The organism is Leisingera daeponensis DSM 23529 (genome assembly GCF_000473145.1).
Taxonomy (GTDB): domain Bacteria; phylum Pseudomonadota; class Alphaproteobacteria; order Rhodobacterales; family Rhodobacteraceae; genus Leisingera; species Leisingera daeponensis.
On record NZ_KI421502.1, the window covers coordinates 132,967 to 151,821 of the forward strand.

Below are 18,855 nucleotides of genomic sequence, written 5' to 3' on the forward strand. Positions count from 1 at the left end.
TTCTGTAGGGGAGAAGCGGCTTGGCTACAGGACATCTATCACCACGGCGGTGATGTTATCCGCGCCGCCGCCGTCCAGCGCGATCTGGATCAGCCGGTCGCCAACCGTTTCCAGCGGCGTGCTGCCGAGAACATCCGCGAGGATCGCAAAGGTCGCGTATTTGGTCAGCCCGTCAGAGCAGATCAGGAAACGGTCGCCGGGCACCGTGCCGCCGCGCACCTTGTCGATTTCCAGCTCCTCGCCGACCCCGACAGCGCGGGTGATCGCGTTGGATTGCGGATGCTGGTCGGCCTCATCCCAGGTCATCTTGCCCGCCAGAACAAACTCCGCCACCGCCGAATGGTCTTCGGTCAGCATCTCGATCCGGCCATTGCGCAGCCGGTAGATCCGGCTGTCCCCGGCCCAGAGGCCGACGAAATGCTGGTTCGCCATGATCAGCGCGGCAACGGTGGAGCCGATGGTGCCGCCGCCGCGGGCGGCGGCTTCGGCCCGGATGGCCTGGTGCGCGGTCTGGATCGCGTCGCGCAGCGCATGCATCCGCGCTGCCGGATCCAGCCCCTGCGGGATCGTTGCAACCGCGTCGGCAATCAGGCGGCTGGCGAAATCGCCGGCTTGGTGTCCGCCCATGCCATCGGCCACCAGCCAGATGTCATGCTCCGGCAGCGCCAGAACGGCATCTTCGTTGATTTTGCGCTTCCGCCCCACATGGGTCTGCGCAGTATAGCGGTATTTGCGCATCGGGTTCATCATAGGACCTCGGCCCCCGCCCAGACCGGCGCGCCAAGGTCAAACAGACCCAGCGCCGCAGAGCCTTGCGGCAGACCGCTGCAGGCCAGCGTTCGCGGCACCCCGTCCAGAACCGCCGTCCAGAGGCTGCAATCCGCAAGCCGGGCGCCGTCCAATGCGGCCGTCAGCCTCTCCGTGCCCTGGGCCCCGGCCAGAACCACCGCCATCTCTGCTGCGGCCGCGGGGCCTGCAACCCGTGCCGCCGGCGCCGGTATCTCTGCGAGTGCCGCCGCCAGGCGGTCCTTGGTCATCGTGTCCTCCAATGCATCCAGCGCCACATCCTCCAGCCGTTCAAATAATGCGGTCTCGCCGAAATGGTACGGCACCGCCGCCCCCTGCCCCGGCAAACCTGTCATCAGCGTCAGGGGAAACCGGCGCCCCACGCGGTCGACCGACGGCATCATCACGCCCATCACCGCCCCCGCGCCGGCCAGCCCGGCAGGCAGGGTGAACCGCCAGATTGGCGCGGTCATGTAATGCGCGTCAAAATCCGCGCCATACGCGGCCCTGCCGTCCAGCATGATCTGCTGCAGCCAGGCGTCCCACACCCGCACAAATCCGCCCGGCGTGTTCAGCCGGAAGAAATCCCCGGCTGACGGCATCTTACCGAAGGCCCCGAACCCCGCCATCACATCGACTTCGGGCAGCTGAACTTTGCCATCGCCGGCAGGGCGAAGGGATTGATGACCGAGCCGGACTGCAGCTCAAACAGCGCCAGCCGCCCGCCCACCCGGAAGTTCACCCGCCGCCGGTCGGACACATTGGTGCGCCGCACCTCGGCGGCGTCCAGCAGCCGGAACCAGGCCCAGGGACCGTCGCGCGACAGAACGTTCTCGCTGTCCTTCTTCTGCGGCAGCAGCGTCAGCCGGGCCAGACCGACCGAGCCGGGCCAGGTCACCGCCACCGGTGTCGGCGCGCCGGAGCGGTGATTGTAGGCCACCTTGGTGCCGTCGATTTCCAGCAGCACCTCCTTCGCCTTGGGGTCCAGCGCGTTGACGGTGATCTGGAAGTTCACCGCCGGCTGCGGCCCGTCTGCAAAAAACGCCTCCTTGATCTCGGCCGCATATTGCATCTGCTGCAGCACCGCCGGGCTGATGCCCAGGTCAACGTCATTGACACGCTTCCAGGTCCAGGGCCGGCTGCGGGTATCGACGTATTTCATCAGATGCTCGTTGAAGAAACTGTCGATCATCCCGTCCGGCGCAAACAGCTTGGCAAAATCCGCCATTGCCACATCGGCCCGCGCCGAGCGGTTGAACGGATAGCGGTTGGCCAGCGCCTGTTCGCAGAACGGCAGCACCGCCGATTGCCAGCGTGCGTTGATCGAGGCACGGGTGCCCTCGGAGGTGATGCCCGATGAGCCCGCCGAGATCTGCGTTGCCCAGCGGGGCAGCGGCCCGCCCATCCGGCTGGCGGTTTGCTGGAACTGCAGCAGCGCCTGGCCGCTCTCGCCGCCGGTGGCAACGCCAGAGAAGGACATCTTGTTCAGCTCCTGATAGACTAGCTGCAGCTGCCCCATCAGATCATCCAGCTGCGACGGCTGGCCTTCTGGCCGGTTGACCAGATCATACAGCCACTGGAACCGCTCCTGCACATAGGCCCCCGGCGGTTTGGCAGCCTCTCCCGGCGCATTGGCGGCGGAATTGACCAGCGCCTCCAGCAGGATCTGCCCCTGGATCGACAGATTCGACCGGGATTCAATCGCCGCGACCTGCTGCGCGCCCGCTGCCAGGGACCCCGCGTCCAGCACCGATTTGTCCTCGTTCAGCCGGGTTTCGTTGCTGACTTCGGTCAGGATGTTGACGATGGGAGAGGTCGGCCCGGACAGCACATTGGTGACTTCCACCGCATGGGACAGCGATTCCAGCGGGATGATGTCGATATCCCCCAGCATCTGGTCATAGCGGCTGATGTAGTCGTTGTAATACAGGTCCAGCACATCGCGGCTGAGCTTCAGAAGCACCGCCTCATTCTGGGCGGCCTCGCTCTGTTCACCCAGCACCCAGGCCTCGCGGTGGACGCGTTCGGCAACGCTGACCGCCTCCGGCAGGAACACGTTGTGGAAACCGTCATAGGTGAAGATGCCTTCGATCCCGTCATTCAGCGGCTTGCCTGAACTGCGCACCAGCACCCGCTTGACCGACGGCCCGCCAACATCGGTGATCCGCCACTTCGGCAGGGCGGTTGCCTGCTGCGCGTTCAGAATGCCGTTATAGACCCGCTGCGCCAGCGGCATTTCCGACAGGAGGTTCTGCGCCTGTTCGATCAGCGGGCCGTTGAGGGCAATCTCCTCCATCGGCTGCGACAGAAGCGCAGTCAGGTGATCCATCAGATCGGCGCGCAGCTGGGTGCGGGCAATGCCGGGATAGGCAATGTTTTCCCAGTCCAGCCGCATCCATTCCTTGACCAGATCGGGGTTCATCGGCCCCCGCAGACCCAGCATCAGGTAGATCTTCAGCGCCTCATACAGCGTGTCGGGGTTGTTCATGTTGCCCTCGATCTGCTGCTCCAGCCGCACCAGCAGCCGCGGCAGCAGGCGCCGGTTCAGCGCCGCGCGGTAGGTCTGGGCCGCCTGGGTGCCGATCACCTCGCCCTGATACAAGCCATAGGTCATCGCGCGCTCGGGCTCCGGGTCCGACAGCACCGGATTGCCCGGCGTGTCGCGCAGGTTGTTCAGCGCCGCCACCACCGGCACCAGGTCGGTGTCGCCCACCGGGCTGGGCGGCAGCTCTGCCGCGGCGGCCTGGTAGGCCGACACCTGGCCGTCGGCCCGGGCGATCAGATCGGTGTTCTTGAGGTAGGACCGCACCCACAGCGCGCCCATTGCGATGGCCACCAGCACGGTTGCCGCAATCGCAATCCGCCGCGTCCAGCGGTAGCGGCGTTCGACCTTGTCGTCGGCCGACACCAGCCCCGCCTCCGGGAACATCACACCCTCAAACAGCCGTGTCAGGAAGAACGAGCGCCCGGTGCCCAGGCCTGAGCCAATCGCCTGCCGCCCGATGCCGAAGGTCTGCGCCATGCCCAGCATCAGCCGGTCAATCGGCGTGCCTTCCTGGGTGCCGGAGGTGAAATAGACCCCGCGCAGCATCTGCCGCTGCGCATAGCGGCTGTCCTGAAACACCTCCATCAGGAAGTCGCGTGCCACCGCGCGCATCGACGCCACCTGCGACGGGAAGCCGGCAATCAGCGCCCGGCGCTGATGGTCGGTCTCGGTCTGCATCTTTTCCAAAAGCTGCGCATTGATCTGCCCCAGAAGCAGCCCGAACTCCTGGTCAAACGCGGCAATCGGCGGCTCTTCCTTCTTGCCCTTGGGCAGCGGCAGGGTGAACCCCCAGACCTGTTCGCGCTCCTCCTTGCCCAAGTTGTCGTGGAATTCCTGGAAGCCGGCAATCAGGTCCGCCTTGGTGAACAGCACATAGACCGGAAAGCGCACCCCCAGTTTCTCGCGCAGCTCTTCCAGGCGGTGGCGCACGGCGGCGGCGTGGCTTTTCTGGGTGATCTCATCCTGCAAGCTGAGGTCGGACAGCGAGATCGCGACGATAGCACCGTTGATCGGCTGCCGCTTTCGGTATTTCTTCAGCAGCCCAAGGAAGCCGAGCCAGGCCGCATTGTCTGCCTCCGCGTCACTTTCCTGGGTGGTGTAGCGCCCAGCGGTGTCGATCAACACCGCGTCATTGGTGAACCACCAGTCGCAGTTGCGGGTGCCGCCAACGCCGCCAATCGCGGCCTTGCCCAGTTTCTCGGCCAGCGGGAACTGCAGGCCGGAATTCACAATCGCCGTGGTCTTGCCCGCACCCGGCGGGCCGATCATGATGTACCAGGGCAGATCGTTCAGGTGGCGGCGGCCGCCCTTGGACTTGCGAAGCTCTTTCATCGCGTCCTTGAACTTGCCGCGCAGCTCGCCGATTTCCTCGGACAGCACATCATCTTCCGAGGTATCCGCCGCCTCCGCCATCTCCTCGGTCATTTCCTTGTCCTTGCGGCGGCGGCGCCAGAAGATAAGGCCGATGATGATGAAATACAGCAGGAAGATCACGCCGATCGCGATCAGCCGCGCCATCACCCCGTCAAACGGGCGCCAGTCGGCGCTGCCGATGAACGGCGCAAAGAACCACACGCAGGCTGACAGCACCGCGGCCAGGATCAGCAGGACGGTGTAGATCGACCGGAACAGGGGAATGATATAGCGGCGGATCATCCTTGAACCTCCTGAACCAGCAGGATTTCGATCCTGCGGTTCTTGGCCCGCCCGTCGCGGGTGCTGTTGTCTGCAATCGGTTCCTTGTCGGCGCGGCCCTCCGCCGACAGCCGGTCCGGATCGGTCATCACATTGGCCATGCCCGCCATCACCGATTTTGCCCGCGCCAGCGACAGCGCCATGTTCGAGGGGAACCGCGAGGAACGGATCGGCACGTTGTCGGAATGCCCTGCCACGATGATCTTGCCCTTTTCGTCATTCAGCGCCTCGGCCACCCGGTTTACCGGATTGCGGAACGCCTTGCTCAACTGGTCAGAGCCGGAGCCGAACATGCCCGATCCGGTCAGCCGGATGATGAGCGTGTTGCCCTTCTGGAAGACCTGCACGATGCCTTCCTTAATCTCCGGCTCCAGGAAGCCCGCAACCTTGGCGACCTGCTCCTCGGTGGTCGGGGTCAGCGGCGGCGGCGGCGGCGGAGCGCGCCGTTCCAGCTGTGCCTTGGGACCAGCGTCAACAATCGACAGCTGCCCCACCACATTCTCGGTCTTGTTCGACAGCATCCAGCTGAGGCCGATGAACTGCAGCGCCAGCACCGCAGCGGTGGCCGCCAGTGTGATCCAGACCAGCCGCCAGACCGACAGCGCCTTGAAGGGTTTGACGATGCCTTCCCAATGCGGCGACAGATCACGCTCTACAGGCCCGCGCTGGTTGCGGATGATCCGGGCCAGCGCTCCGCGGATCTGCAGATGCTTCTCGGAGCCGCCCTGCTCCACCCGCAGACGGCCTTCAAACCCCAGCGACAGGCACATATAGAGGAATTCGAGCATGTCGATATTGGCGCCCGGCTCCTTCTCCAGCCGCGCCAGCAGGTCATAGAAGCGGTCGCCGCCCACCACCTCGCGGTGGAAGGTCGCCACCATCGACTGCAACCCCCAGGAGGACTGCCCGCCCCAGGGCGTGTTCAGCACCACATCGTCCAGCGTTGCGCACAGCGCATAGCGCGCGACCTTCACGGTCTGCGCGGCAATGCCCGCCTGCAAGGCGCGGTTCTCAAACGCGCGCACCTCTGCCACCACGCTTTTGCGCAGCGCGTCCGGATCCATGTGCTGCGCCCGGTTGCGGATCCGGGAAATCAGCGCAAACAGGGTAGAGGCGCAGGCGGTCAGCTGGTTCATCCCCGTGAGCGCCATCTTCGGCGCCTTGGCCCCGCCCGCCGCAGCCTGCGGCCTCGGCGCTGCCGCCTGCGGCACGCCATAGGCATCCAGATCGGGATCAGCGGACTGCTGCGGCACTGGCTGGGTCTGCGGCGGCGTCTCTGGCTGCTGCAAGGGCGTGGCGCTGCGCCGCCCACCGGGGTTCGGCTTGATCACCGTCTTGTCGGTATCCCCCGGTTCGGCAAAGGGATCGTCATAATCAGCCATCTCAGCGCCTTCCCTTATGCATTACGGATCGCCCAAAGCTCCATCTTGAGCCCCGGATACTGGCCCGACACATGCACCGCGATCCCGCCGGAAGTGGTCATCTTGCGCCAATAGGGGCTGTCCGCATCCATCTCGAAATAGACCACGCCGGAATGATAGGGGATCTGCCGCGGCGCCACCGGAAGCGGGCGCAGGGTGATCCCCGGCAGCGCCGAGTTCACCAGCTGGCGGATTTCCTCGACGGGTCCGATCTTGGCCTGACCGGCAAAATGCTTGCGCACGTCCTCGGCCGGGATGTCGGCGCTGACCGCCAGCACAAAACCGGCATTGCCCAAAAGCTTGCGGTCGGCAATGACGCCGACCGAGATGCCGTATTTGCGCGCTTCCAGCTTGATCGGGATCGCGGTCTGTTCCAGCACCGAGCTCAGATACTGGCGCAGCACCCGGATCACCGGCGCAAAGCAGGCGACCAGGTTGTCATGGGTATAGGGCGGAAACTCCGGCGCCTGTTTGTCTGCCGACATGAACACCGACAGCTCCCCCGCCAGCCCGGCGCACAGGGTGAACAGGCGTTCAGGGTGCAGGTTCTCGATATTGCGCAGATGGCGCACCTGCGGCAACAGCCGGTTCACCACCGTCAGCAGCATGAAATCCGCCACATCCGCCACCCCGCGGGCGCCGCCTGCCTCGGACAGGCGGCCTGCCAGCGCCTCCATCCGGTGCGCCAGAAGCCCTTCCAGCTCCCGCAGGAAACCGTTCAGCGCAGGGGCCGCGCGCACATCCAGGCAGGAGGGGATAAAGGCCTGGTCCAGCACGATCTCCTTGTCCGCGCGCACCTCGATGATGCGCGCCACCGGAATTGCCAGCAGGTCGGCCAGATCATCCACCTCCAGCGCAAACTGCAGGCGCATCTTGCCCACGTCCAGCTGCACCGGCTTGCGCTCGGCCGAGGTCACGTCGGTCACTTCCTGCGTGTCCGGACGCAAACGGCTGGCGGAGCGTTCGGCGCCGCTCAGGTCAACCTCGACCGCTCCCTGGCGCCGCTGCGGCACGGTCATGTAGACGATGCAGTCCTTGACCGTGGTCGGCACCTCCAGCGCCGGCGGATGCGGATCCGCCATCGGCACCCGGAACACCGTGCCGTCATGGGTCAGCCCCTGGCAGGACTTGACCGCAAACTGGCCGATCTTCAGCGCTTCGTGGTCAATCTCCAGCCCGTTCACACCCCAGGCATAAGGGCTGAGCCGCCGCGCCAGACCGGCCACCAGCGCCTCGTTGTAACGGTCGGACTGCTGGAAGTGATGCGGCTGCAAAAACAGCCCCTCCGTCCAAAGTACCTTGCTGTCCCAGGACACCGGGCTCTCCTCTTAACTTGCAGGCACGCGCCGGAGCGCGCCGCCAATCATTCCTTCAGCCTGTCCAGCTGCTGCTTGTAAGCCCGCGCGAATTCGCGGCTGAACAGATCGTGAAAATCATTCTCAGCCTGGTCGGAAATCTCCGCATAAAGCTGCTCGTAAACGTCCCAGTACCGCGCCTTCTTGCCGCGCAGGAGGCCGCTGAAGCCGCCCTTGTCCTCGATCTGCGCTTCCAGCGCCTTGGGGTCGAGGCGTTTCAGAACGCCCTTCAGCGCCGCCTCCATGCCGGTGACCATCGCCACCTCATGCGCCTTGATGTCCTTCAGCGCCTCCTCGGCGGCGGTTTCCGGGCTGAGATAGCCCCTGGTCGCCGGGCGGACCATCGCCTCGATCGCCTGCTCCGGCGTGATCGAGAATTTCAGCGGATTGTTCCCGCCGGCCGAAATCATCGTCTGCTCGATGCGGAACTCCGACTTGATTGAGGTCCGCGTCATCAGGATTTCCCGCAAGCCCGCGACCAGCGTCCGCATCACCCGGCCCATGCGCGCCATGGTGCTGATGTGATCTTCCGGGCCGATGCTGATTTCGGCGCCTGCCCCGCTGAGAAAAGCTTCAATCGCCTCCTGTGCTCCGGCAGAGGGCAGCGCCCGGCTGCCCCCGTCCTGAGAGGGCGGAATTTCCGTTGGCGGCGCAGGCGGAACCTCCTGCGGCGGCGCCGGAGGCGGGGTTTCCTGGGGCGGCGCTTCTTGCGGCGGCTGCGAAGGCGGCACCTCCTGCGGCGGCGGCGGGACCTCGCGCGGCGGCTCGGGCTGCGGTTCCGGCTCATCCGGGCCGCCGATGCCGGACAGGAACTCGTCGTCCCAATCATCCGGGATCATGCTGGAATGCGCCGCAGGCGCGGCAAACCCGTCCGAGGCGGTGGGGTTGTGATTGGCCAGGCTGGCCCCCTCGCCTTCGCGCCCGTCGCTGGCTTTCTGGAAGAACGGATCCTCCTCCTCGCCCAGCGGCGGCAGCAGTTCGTCTATCGGGTCAACCGGGTTGAGCTGCGCGGGCCCTTTCGGCCCTTCGCCCAGCAAATCATCCAGGAAATCTCCGCCCGGGCCGCTTTCCTCAAACAAGTGCAGCGGATCGGGCGCATTGGCGGCGTTGCCGGGCGACACGGGCGCCTGCGCCGCGGGCGCCGCAATCAGGTCCCCGAGATCCATCAGATCGTCGCGGATTTCCACCACCAGCTCATAATTGCCGATGCACAGCACATCGCCGTTGTTGAGCGGTGTCGGCGTCCGGCCCAGCGGGATCTTGGAATAGTTCAGAAAGGTGCCGTTGGAGCTGAGGTCCACCACCACCACATTGCCGTTGTGATCCTCGATCACGCAGTGATTGCGCGACAGCATCTGGTCCGGATCGGGCAGCACCAGGTCGCAGCTTGCCCCGCGCCCGACCGTCAGGCTTGGCCCCCGCATCGGAACAGGGGCCGCATCGCCGGGCATCGCGCCCGAACTTTGGAATCTCAGTGTCACTCCCATGCCTGGGCTTACCCTCCCACCAGTACGGTGACCTGCCCCATGGTGATCATCCCGCCGCACGCTGCCGTATCCAAGATGCGGGCGGCAGGCAGGCTGTTGATCAATACCGTTGCCGACCCTTTGACAATCGGGTGAGGCGGCGCCGCGGTGCACATGTCAGACACCCGCGCCGCAGGCAGGCCGCCTACGAGAACGGTGACCGCACAGGGCGGCAGGACCGGCGTCGGCACCGGCAGCACCGGCGGCGGCGGGGTGGAGGGCAGCATGCAGGCATGAAGATCCGTCACCCGGGCTTGTGGCATTCCCATCGGTTACATCCTCCCTGTCAGTCCTGCGCCGCGTGCTGCGGGACTTCGATCACCTGACCTTTGCCGCCGCGCGCGATATCCAGCGCGCGTTCCACCAGAACGCCGCCGTGTTCTTCAAACTTATCAGACAACTGACCCAAGGCCACCATATTCATGGCAAAGGCGGCCGCCTCAGAGGCCCCTGCCGGGGCAGGATATTGATTCAATTCTCCGGGTCCCAGCGTTCCAGCGGCATAGAGCACCGCCAGCGCGCAATTCACCGTGTCATCATCGACATAGGCATGATCCAGCGTGATCCGCGCCTTGTCGCGGTTTTCCTCGGTGGGCTCGAATACCCAAGCCTCGGAGGCTTTCAGCGCAGCCGGGTCCTTGTCCGACCGCGGCCCGATATAGTCCCGTGCGGCGAGGCAGGCCCACCACACCCGTTCCCGCGGCGGCAGCAGCACCGCCAACACCCGCAGCAGATCGACCAGCGCGCCCTTGCGGTCCAGCTCCTCCAGCACCGTCCCGGCCTGCGCCGTCGGCGGCGCCTCCAGCGGCGTTTTCAGGATCACGTTGGCCCGCGACAGCAGCTTGGCCACCGGATCGGCGGGCATCTTGACCAGCTTTTCAAATCTTCCCGGCATCTGCACCACCTAGTTGATCATCGTGAGGCCGCCCTTCAGGGTCAGCATGGCCTCGCCCTTCACGGTGGTCATCGGTGCCTTTGCCTCGACCATGCCGGTGCCTTCGATCTTGATCATCGGCCCCTTGATGGTCACGCCGGAATTGTCGATCTTGACCTCTGAGGCCCCCACGGTCAGCTTGATCTCCTGGCCTGCGCTCATCGCGATCTTGCCCGCGGTCACATCCACGGTCAGATTGCCCAGCGACACCGTCTCCGTATGGTTGCCCTGGGCGATGGTTTCGGTCAGGTTGCCGGTGTCGATGTCCAAGGTCATGTTGCCGGTCTGGATGGTCTCCGACTTGTCGCCGGTCTCCACCACTTCGGTGCGGTCGCCCTGGTGCACGGTTTCCGTCATGTGCTGCTGGACGGTGAACACATAGCTCTTTTCATCGGCAGAGGTGACCTCCGGATCGGGCGCATCCAGGCCAACCGTCACCGTCGAGCGGTCCTTGACCAGCATCTGGTGATCCTTTTGCGCCTGCACCCGCATCAGTTCGCTGTCCTTCTTGTCGTCGAACATCAACTCGTTATAGCCGCCGCCGCCCTTGGAGGAGTTGGTCTTGATCCCCAGCTGGGTCTGATCGTCCGGGTAGGTATAGGGCGGCATCGTTTCAGCATTGTAAAGCATGCCCGTGCAGATCGGCCGGTCCGGGTTGCCATCCTCGAACTGGATCACCACCTCCTGCCCCATCCGCGGGATCGCGACCATGCCCCAGTTCTTGCCGGACCAGGGCGTCATCACCCGCACGAAGCAGGAGGAGGTTTCATTCTTCTGACCCTCGCGGTCCCAATGGAACTGGACCTTGATGCGCCCGTGCTCATCAGTCCAGATTTCCTCGCCGCTCTGGCCGACCACGGTTGCGGTTTGCAGCCCCTGCACCTCCGGCCAAGGGGTCACCAGCGGCGCCCGGAACTGTTCGGATTTCAGGATCGCACCGAAGGTCGAGGCATAGACATCATGCTCCATCTCCGCGGGCACATGCATGTTCTTTGCCTTCAGGTCCCGGCGCATCTCGCCTTTGGTTGCAGCCTTCTTCGTCTTCTGGCTTTCCCGCTCGCCATAATCCCAGGCCACCTTGATATGATGCTCCGCATCAATCACCAGGTACTCTTTGTTGTTCTCGCTCACCGGGTGCGCCTCCATGGTGAAGGTGCAGCCGGTCACCAGGGTCGGCACGCTGGACGCGCCGCGCCAGCGGAGGTGCTTGATCGCCTCCGCTTCCATCCGCACCCGCGCCAGCTTGGTGCCGAGCGTGGAATCCTTCCTGTAATGGCCTTGGTAGTCGTAGACCTCATAGTCCTTGTAGGAATGCTTGCCCTTCGCAATCGCCGAGGTCGCCTTGAGATCCGCAGACGGAGTCAGGAAATCGAAATCGTTCAGGGTGACCTTGCCGCGGGTCACACACTCGTCCTTGGTCCACTCGGAGATATGCTCCTCCCGCCGCCGGTCGCTGTCGTCGCGGGCATGAAATTCCACGTTTGAGCCGCCGCTGATCGGGGGATGGCCGCTGATCCCGTCGCATAATATCAGCTTTTCGTGCGCGGTTTCGCCGACCGGGCTTTCGAAGTAATAATAGATCCCCTCTTCCTCCATCAGGCGGCACAGGAAATCGAAATCGCTTTCGCGGTACTGCAGGCAGTATTCGCGCTTGGTGTAAGTGTCGCTCAGCTTGTCCGTGAAATCGCCGAAGCCGTATTCGCTGAACAGCTGCTTGATGATCTCGACCGTGGTCTTTTCCTGATACACCCGCAGATCGCAGGTCCGCGTCAGCATCCAGAACCACGGCCGCACCTCGGCCACGTACATCTCGTACCCGTTGCGGAACCCCAGATGCTCGACCGAGACGCAGATGCCGTTGAACTGATGCTCCGTCTCCTGGCGCATCACATGCACGTTCATCTGCTTGCCGACCAGGTCCTCCAGCTTGGGCTGGGCCTTGGTGGCGGCAAACTCGATTGTGGTCTCGGTCAGCTTGCTCAGCCCCTCGCGCACGATGGCCCGGCTCATCATCAGGCCGTCGGCGGAATAGGATCCCGACAGCCAGGCGAGGTCATCTTGATGGCCCTTGCTTACAACCATGTCTCCTCCTTTCCGCGACGGGAACGGGGCCGGTAATCGCCGGCAGTGTTCTCAAACATTCGCATCACAAATCATCCAAAAGCGCGGCGAGCTCTGCATCCATTTCGTCGCCGCCGTCATCGTCGTCCGCATCGCCGTCATCCCCAAACGACGACAAAAGGTCATCCAGATCATCAAGGCCGCCATCCTCAGCGTCGAAATCCAGACCGCTCAAATCCAGGCCGTCGTCATCGTCCCCGAGGTCCAGATCGTCCAGGCCGAAGTCACCGCCGTCACCGCCGCCCAGGTCCAAATCATCTTCATCACCGCCGCCCGCAGGCACCGGCGGTTCCGGCAGCCCGCGCGGGTCCGGCGGCGACGGCTCAGGCGCCGGCAGACCGGTCCAAGGCCCCAGGATCTGGCTGCCCTTCAAGGAGTTGAAGGAGGTCAGCCGCACCTCGTCCCGCCCCTTGACCGCGCTTACCGCCATGAACCCGCGCTCCTGCGCCAGCGCGATCTTGTTCAGGTCGATATTGCGCTCCGTGCAGGGCAGCGCCACCTGGTCGCCAAACCTGTCGTTCACGAAATGATAGGGCATTCCCCCCAGGGACATGATCTTGCCCAGTTGCAGAGACGGCCCGAACTCCTTGAAGGACCGGCCCAAAAGGATCGCCAGCAGCACCACCGGGTTGGCCCAAAGCATCCCCTTCAGGCCTTCCATTTCAGTGAACTCCTCAAAATCAAACTCATAACAGGGCTCGGTTTTCTCACCATAGGGGCGCCGCAGCAGGAACCGCGGGCTGGCCAGCCCCAGATGCCCGGCCTCCGCCATGCCCTGCAGCGTGTCCCAGGCCTCCGCCACCAGCTTGGGCCGCTCCGCCTTGGGCGTTTTCAGAAACTCCGGCGAGATCGACGCAAAGAACGGCGCATCCACATGCGCCGCCACCCGCGCGATCCGGCCCAACAGCTCTGCATGCGGCGGGGTTTCCTCGAACTGATACATGCCGATCAGCGCCGAATAGCCGCCGCGCCCGTTTTCCTCGTCAAGCGGCTCATCCGTCAGCAGCCGCACAAAGCCGGTCCTGGAAAGGTCGTCCTCGGCCGCCAGATCCGCCGCCAGCTCCTCCGCCGAGATGTCATACAGCATCACATCCAGCGTATCGTCCGCCTCGATCGAGCGCGCCATCAGATCCAGCGAGCGCCACTGCGCTTCGACCGACTGGAACTCCGGATGGTGCAGCACCAGCCGCATGGCGTCAGACAAGGCCTCATCCACCGCCTTCTGCATCGCCGCCAGGTCCGGGTCTGGCAGCGCCCGGATATGCGGGCCGACAACCCGCGCCAGCAGCTCCTCCACCGGCGAGGCCGCACGCGGCGTGATGCCGGTGTCCCTGATCAGCTGCTGAAAGGCGCTCAGCCGCATGTCCGCAGGCACCGCGTTGCCCGCCGAGCTCCGCTTGGGGGCCCGCGCCCTGGTGCCGTATTTCTCCGCCCAGGCCTTCAGCGTCTTGGCGGCGTGATCCGCCGTCGCGCCGCTCTGCAACTGCTTGCGCAGGCCCGCCAGCTCGGAAAACAGCTCCACGTTTTCATAGAGTTCATCCGGATGCAGCCCGTCCAGGTCCTCCAGCTTCACCGCAATCCCGGCGCCCTCCTTGCCGATCGGCAGCACCAGTCCGGTGGCAAATCGCCCGATCACATCCTCGACCGTATCGGGGTCCAGGAGGATCGCCTTGCGCGCCGCCAGCGCATCGCCGGTCTCCATCTGCCCCTTGGCCGCGCGGCCGGAGAAATCGCCCAGAACGGCCATCCGGAACCGCTTGCGTTCCAGCTTCTGCGCCGCAGGCCGCTCCGCGCTCATGGTGCCATAGGCAAACTCCGGTTCGTCCGAGAGTTCCGCCCCGGCGGTCCCTGCCGCTGGCGCCGCGCCGCCGTCGTCCAGATCCCCCAGCAACGCATCCAGATCCTCGCCGCCATCCCCGCTAGTGTCCTCATCGTCATCGCCAAGACCGCCGAGCAGATCATCCAGGTCCAGATCCATGTCCCCGTCATCGCCCATCAGGCTGTCCAGATCCGCATCCGCGTCCTCCAGCCCGCCCAGCAGCGCGTCGAGGTCATCTTCGGCGCTTTCCGCGCCGTCCGCCTCTTCGGCGTCCGCGTCTTCACCGAGACCGGCCAGAAGGCTGTCCAGATCACCGTCGTCGTCCTCGTCGCTGCCAAGGCCGCCCAGCAGGTCATCCAGGCTGGCATCCTCCCCGGCCTCCTCCAAACCGACCAGCAAATCATCGAGACCGCTGTCCCCGGCGTCCTCGCCTGCGGGATCTAAGGTCTCGTCCAACCCGCCCAGCAAGGCGTCCAGATCATCACCGCCGTCTTCTTCGGTGGCCCCATCATCAGCCAGAAGCGCGTCCAGATCGGCGCTGCCCTCTTCTTCCCCGGCGTCCAAGCCGCCCAGAAGATCATCCAAACCGCTATCCTCTGCCGCGTCCTCTGCCACCGCTTCGTCCGCCGCATCACTCAACAGCCTGTCCAGATCGCTCTCGGTGTCTTCCTCCGCATCCAGACCGCCGAGCAGACTGTCCAGATCGTCATCCTCGTCCAGCCCGCCGGACAGAAGCGCTTCCAGATCCGCATCACCGCTTTCCGTGTCCTGCGCGCCGCCCGCCCCTGCGAGGTCCGCCAGAGCATCAGCGGTGCCTTCCTCAGCCTCGTCTTCCAGCGCACCGCTGCCAAGGTCCGCCAGCAAATCATCCAACCCGCTGTCTTCACCCTCCTCGTCTTCCAGCGCGTCAAGGCCGCCCAGGATATCGTCCAGATCCGTCTCATCCTCCGGGCCATCTTCCGGCGGATATTCCGCCAAACCGGCCAGCACATCCCCGGCGGCGCCGGTTTCACCGGTCTCTGCCGCTGCTTCCAGGCTGCCCAGAACGGCGCTCAGGTCTTCTTCGGGCGCGGCGTCCGGCGCAGCATCCAGCAATCCCTCAAGAATGTCCGCCGCTTCATCCTCTTCCGCGTCCTCGATCCCGGCAGCGGCCAGGCTTTCCAGCGCATCCTCTGTTTCGCTGGCAGCGCCTTCCTCTCCGGCTGCGTCCGCCAGCAGACTGCCAAGCACATCTTCCAGGCCATCCTCTTCCTCAGCATCCGGAACCGCTGCCTCCGCCAGGCTTTCCAAGGCCGCCGCGGCCTTCGCGCCTCTTTCTTCCTCCGCCTGTTCCAGACCGGGCAGCCCGCTCAGCACGCCGGAGATATCTTCCTCCGCGTCCTCGGAAACCTCCACGGAAGCCAGGCTTTCCAGCGCCGCCCCGGAAGCGTCTTCAGCCTCTTCCTCCACCTCGGCCGAGGCGAGCCCCTGCAGAACCGCGGAAAGATCCTCCTCCACAGCGGCCTCTGGCACATCCAGATCCGCCAGCGCGTCCAGCACGCCCGAAGGGTCCTCCGCCGCGGTCTCAGGGATCTCAACCGCCGCAAGGCTCTCCAGCGCCGCGCCAGCGGCATCCTCCCCGGCAGGCTTCTCAGGTTCTTGCGCCGCCAGCCCGGCGAGCACAGCGCCGGACGTGTCCTCTTCCTCATCGGGCATTTCCGCCTGCGCCAAGCCTTCCAGCACGGCGCCCGTCTGATCGCTCTCTCCGGCGTCCGGAAGCTCCACAGCAGCCAGCGAGGCCAGCGCCTCCCCGGCTTCATCGCCCTGGTCTTCGTCTTCTGGTGCAGCCGCACTCAGGCCGGCCAGCACATCCGCTGCACCATCCTCTGCCTCGGCGTCCTCCGGGGCCTGTGCGGCAAGCCCTGCCAGCACGTCACCCGTGGTGTCCGCCTGCTCCTGCGGAAGCTCCAGATTGCGCAGGGAGTCGAGCGCCGCCGCGCTCTCAGCATCCGCCGCCGGCGCCGACACCGCGGCCAGCAGCGACGGGTCGTTCAGGATCTTCTCGATCAGCGCCTCGGCACCGGTCTTGCCGTCCATATAGGCCATCAGGTTCTGCAGCTGGGTGCGCGCCTCCAGCAAGGGCCGCAGCGCCTCCACCTTGGCGGCGATTGCCCCGGGCGAAAAATCGGCCAGGCTCTCAAACGTCAGGTCGACCGTAAGATTGCCCTCGCCGGTCAGCGTGTTGGGCACGCTGAAGGCGGCGCGCGGCGCCAGCCCCTTCATCCGCTCATCGAAGTTGCCGGCGTCGATTTCCAGGAACTTGCGGTCTTCAATCGCGGGCTGCTCGACCTTGGATTTCCCAATCAGATCGCTCATCACCCCCATCACGAAGGGCAGCTGCACTTTCTTCTCGGCGCCATACAGCTCCACATCATATTCGATCTGAACGCGCGGCGCCCGGTTGCGGGCGATGAATTTCTGCGAGCTGTCAGCCATTGCCCTGCCCTTTCATCTCCGCGATCTCCGCCCTCAGCGCCTTGATCTGCTCATGCAGCTCCAGAACATGGGCATCGACCACGTCGGTTTCCGATTTCACCAGATCCCGCAGCTTTTCGAACTCCGCCTCCGCCTCAGCCTCCACCGCCGACTGCATGGTGTTGACCAGAAGGCCGATGAACAGGTTCAGGACCGAAAAGGCGGTGATCACGATGAAGGGCACAAAGAACGACCAGGCGAACGGGAACTCCTCCATCACCGGGCGCACGATGCCCATTGACCAGCTTTCCAGCGTCATGATCTGGAACAGCGAATAGAGCGACCGGCCCAGCGTGCCGAACCATTCGTCAAAGGCCTGCCCGTACATCATCGTCGCCATTACGCCGAAGACATAAAACACGATGGAGATCATCACGATCACCGCGCCCATGCCCGGCAAGGCATCCAGCAGCGCCTGCACCACGGCGCGCATCTGCGGAATGACCGACAGCAGGCGCAGGGCGCGCACCACCCGCAGTCCGCGCAAGGCCGACAGGCCCTGGCTGTCCGGCAGCAGCCCGAAAGAGACCACAACCAGGTCGAAGATATTCCAGGCAGAGGAAAAGAACCGCAGCCCGTAGGCATAAAGCTTCAGCGCCAGTTCCAGCACAAAGATGGTCAGGACCGTGGTGTCGATCACATCCAGCAGCCCGCCCGCATGCGCCCGCACCGCGGCAGAGGTGCCAAGGCCCAGCGTGATGGCGTTAAAGATGATGATCCCGAGAATGGTATTCGTCACCCAGGGGCGCTCGACGAATTCGCGGGCGCGGTCCCGAAGCGACATTCCGGTGCTGGCCTGGGTTTCCACTGGTCTTCTCCCTCTCTGCGGCCCGGCCTGCTTTGGGCCGGGCCATTGCTGTGGTGGTCCGGATCAGGCGACTGCCTTGCTGACGTTGTCCACCAAGGTCTTCACGGTCTTGATTGCGCCCATCAGCGTCGCCGCTTCCGAGGCAATCGACTTCTTGTCCAGTTCCTTAAGTTTCTGGATCGTCGTCTGGTCGTCGATCTTCATGCCGTTGCCCTCCATCAGCGCCTGCATTTCCTCCAGATAGGCCTCGCGGTCCTTCAGTTTGGCGGCCAGTTCGCTGGCGGCGCGTTTCAGCGTCATGCATTCAGCGCCCAGCTTCACCCCCTCTTTCAGAGTTTTCGACGCGCGCACCTTCTTCATCAGCTTGTCCGCCGAAACCCCCAGGCTGTCGGTCTTGTTGCGGGTCTTGGTGGTGTGCTCGCGGTAGGCTTTGCGCGCGTTCTCCGCATCATTCACCTTGGCTGAGATCCCCTTGACCGTGGCATCCAGCAGGTTCTTGGCGATGGACTTGGCGTCCTTGCCCTTGGTCACCTCTTCGCCCATCGCCAGCGCCTTGGCGGTCAGCTTCTTGATCGCCTCAATCGGCTTCTTCACCGAGATGCCGGAGGTGTCGGTGATCCCCTGCCGCTCTGCCGCCTGCATCAGAACGGTGCCGCGCAGGGTGATATAGGCCTGGATGCCGGTGTACAGATCCTTGCGCAGCTTGGCCTCGTTCTTGAGCTGCTGATTGAGCTCCAGCCCCAGCTTCACGACCTCCGTCACAATGGTCTTGTAGGAGGTCACATCCGCGCCGGAGGTCGCCACCAGCTTGGCCACGGACCCTGCAATCTTGATCGTGCCCAGCCCCACCTTGAGCGTGGTCTTGACCCGCGCCTCCTTCAGCAGCTTGTCGCCCTGGGCCTCTTTCTTGAGCCGCGCTTCGATGGCTTTGTGGGCAGCAGCCTCCGCCGAATCCATCGCGTTCTTGATCGAGGCGTTGGTCGCCTGGATCATCTTTTCCGCTTCTTTCTGCGCCGCCGCCCCCGGCGTCTCCATCAGCTTGCCAACCTTGGCGTCCAGCTTCACCGCCTCTTCGGTGATCACCTTCTCATAGCGCTCCAGCTCGGCCATGCCGGCTTCTTCCAGGCGCTTCAGTTTGGTCGAGGGTGCGGGATCCGGCTTTTTCAGCGTGCCAGTGGTGGTGACTTCAAGCTCCACATCGACCCGGTATTTCGGGATTTCGATGTATTGCAGCTTGGGCTTGGACCGCACCAGATCAACGACATAGAACTTGTGCTTAACGGTTGTTGTCTTGGCCATCAGGTCTCTCCCTTGTGACTCTTTAACTCAAT

General features: G+C 64.5%; 12 protein-coding genes and 1 pseudogene. All 13 read right to left on the bottom strand.

Annotated features, from left to right (window positions below; all coding sequences use genetic code 11):
- Nucleotides 1–24 precede the first annotated feature (24 nt).
- On the bottom strand, nt 25–747 hold the full coding sequence (locus DAEP_RS0120795) for a PP2C family protein-serine/threonine phosphatase (RefSeq protein ID WP_027246049.1): 723 nt from the start codon (nt 745–747) through the stop codon (nt 25–27).
- On the bottom strand, nt 747–1,415 hold the full coding sequence (tagF, locus tag DAEP_RS0120800) for a type VI secretion system-associated protein TagF (protein WP_036761532.1): 669 nt from the start codon (nt 1,413–1,415) through the stop codon (nt 747–749). The genes DAEP_RS0120795 and tagF overlap by 1 nt, the downstream gene beginning before the upstream one ends.
- Entirely contained in the window at nt 1,415–4,987 is a 3,573-nt protein-coding gene (gene tssM, locus DAEP_RS0120805; protein WP_027246051.1) for a type VI secretion system membrane subunit TssM, read from the bottom strand. Before tssM ends, tagF begins: the two co-directional genes overlap by 1 nt.
- Nucleotides 4,984–6,408, bottom strand: a complete 1,425-nt coding sequence (gene tssL, locus DAEP_RS0120810) for a type VI secretion system protein TssL, long form (RefSeq protein WP_027246052.1) — start codon at nt 6,406–6,408, stop codon at nt 4,984–4,986. The genes tssM and tssL overlap by 4 nt, the downstream gene beginning before the upstream one ends.
- A 14-nt stretch (nt 6,409–6,422) precedes the next feature.
- Nucleotides 6,423–7,763, bottom strand: coding sequence for a type VI secretion system baseplate subunit TssK (gene tssK, locus DAEP_RS0120815; RefSeq protein WP_008558421.1), 1,341 nt, complete (start codon nt 7,761–7,763; stop codon nt 6,423–6,425).
- Nucleotides 7,764–7,810: 47 nt separating this feature from the next.
- Nucleotides 7,811–9,289, bottom strand: a complete 1,479-nt coding sequence (gene tagH / locus DAEP_RS0120820; RefSeq protein WP_027246053.1) for a type VI secretion system-associated FHA domain protein TagH — start codon at nt 9,287–9,289, stop codon at nt 7,811–7,813.
- A gap of 8 nt (nt 9,290–9,297) precedes the next feature.
- A complete protein-coding gene (locus DAEP_RS0120825) occupies nt 9,298–9,597 on the bottom strand; it encodes a PAAR domain-containing protein (RefSeq protein ID WP_008558462.1) in 300 nt (99 codons plus the stop codon).
- Between the two features lie 17 nt (nt 9,598–9,614).
- Complete coding sequence (locus DAEP_RS24510) at nt 9,615–10,223, bottom strand: DUF6931 family protein (RefSeq protein WP_008558504.1); 609 nt, start codon at nt 10,221–10,223, stop codon at nt 9,615–9,617.
- 9 nt (nt 10,224–10,232) lie between these two features.
- Nucleotides 10,233–12,344 carry a type VI secretion system Vgr family protein gene (locus tag DAEP_RS0120835; protein WP_027246054.1) on the bottom strand — a complete coding sequence of 704 codons (2,112 nt, stop codon included), beginning with the start codon at nt 12,342–12,344 and terminating at the stop codon, nt 10,233–10,235.
- 64 nt (nt 12,345–12,408) lie between these two features.
- On the bottom strand, nt 12,409–15,897 hold the full coding sequence (locus tag DAEP_RS24535; RefSeq protein ID WP_342665832.1) for a type VI secretion system contractile sheath domain-containing protein: 3,489 nt from the start codon (nt 15,895–15,897) through the stop codon (nt 12,409–12,411).
- A gap of 282 nt (nt 15,898–16,179) precedes the next feature.
- Nucleotides 16,180–16,677 (bottom strand): annotated as a pseudogene (gene tssB / locus DAEP_RS24440) (type VI secretion system contractile sheath small subunit); the annotation flags it as partial.
- On the bottom strand, nt 16,670–17,500 hold the full coding sequence (locus DAEP_RS0120845; RefSeq protein WP_036761555.1) for an ion transporter: 831 nt from the start codon (nt 17,498–17,500) through the stop codon (nt 16,670–16,672). The pseudogene tssB and the gene DAEP_RS0120845, both read right to left, overlap by 8 nt.
- A gap of 87 nt (nt 17,501–17,587) precedes the next feature.
- Complete coding sequence (locus DAEP_RS0120850) at nt 17,588–18,823, bottom strand: hypothetical protein (protein ID WP_027246056.1); 1,236 nt, start codon at nt 18,821–18,823, stop codon at nt 17,588–17,590.
- Between the last annotated feature and the right edge of the window lie 32 nt (nt 18,824–18,855).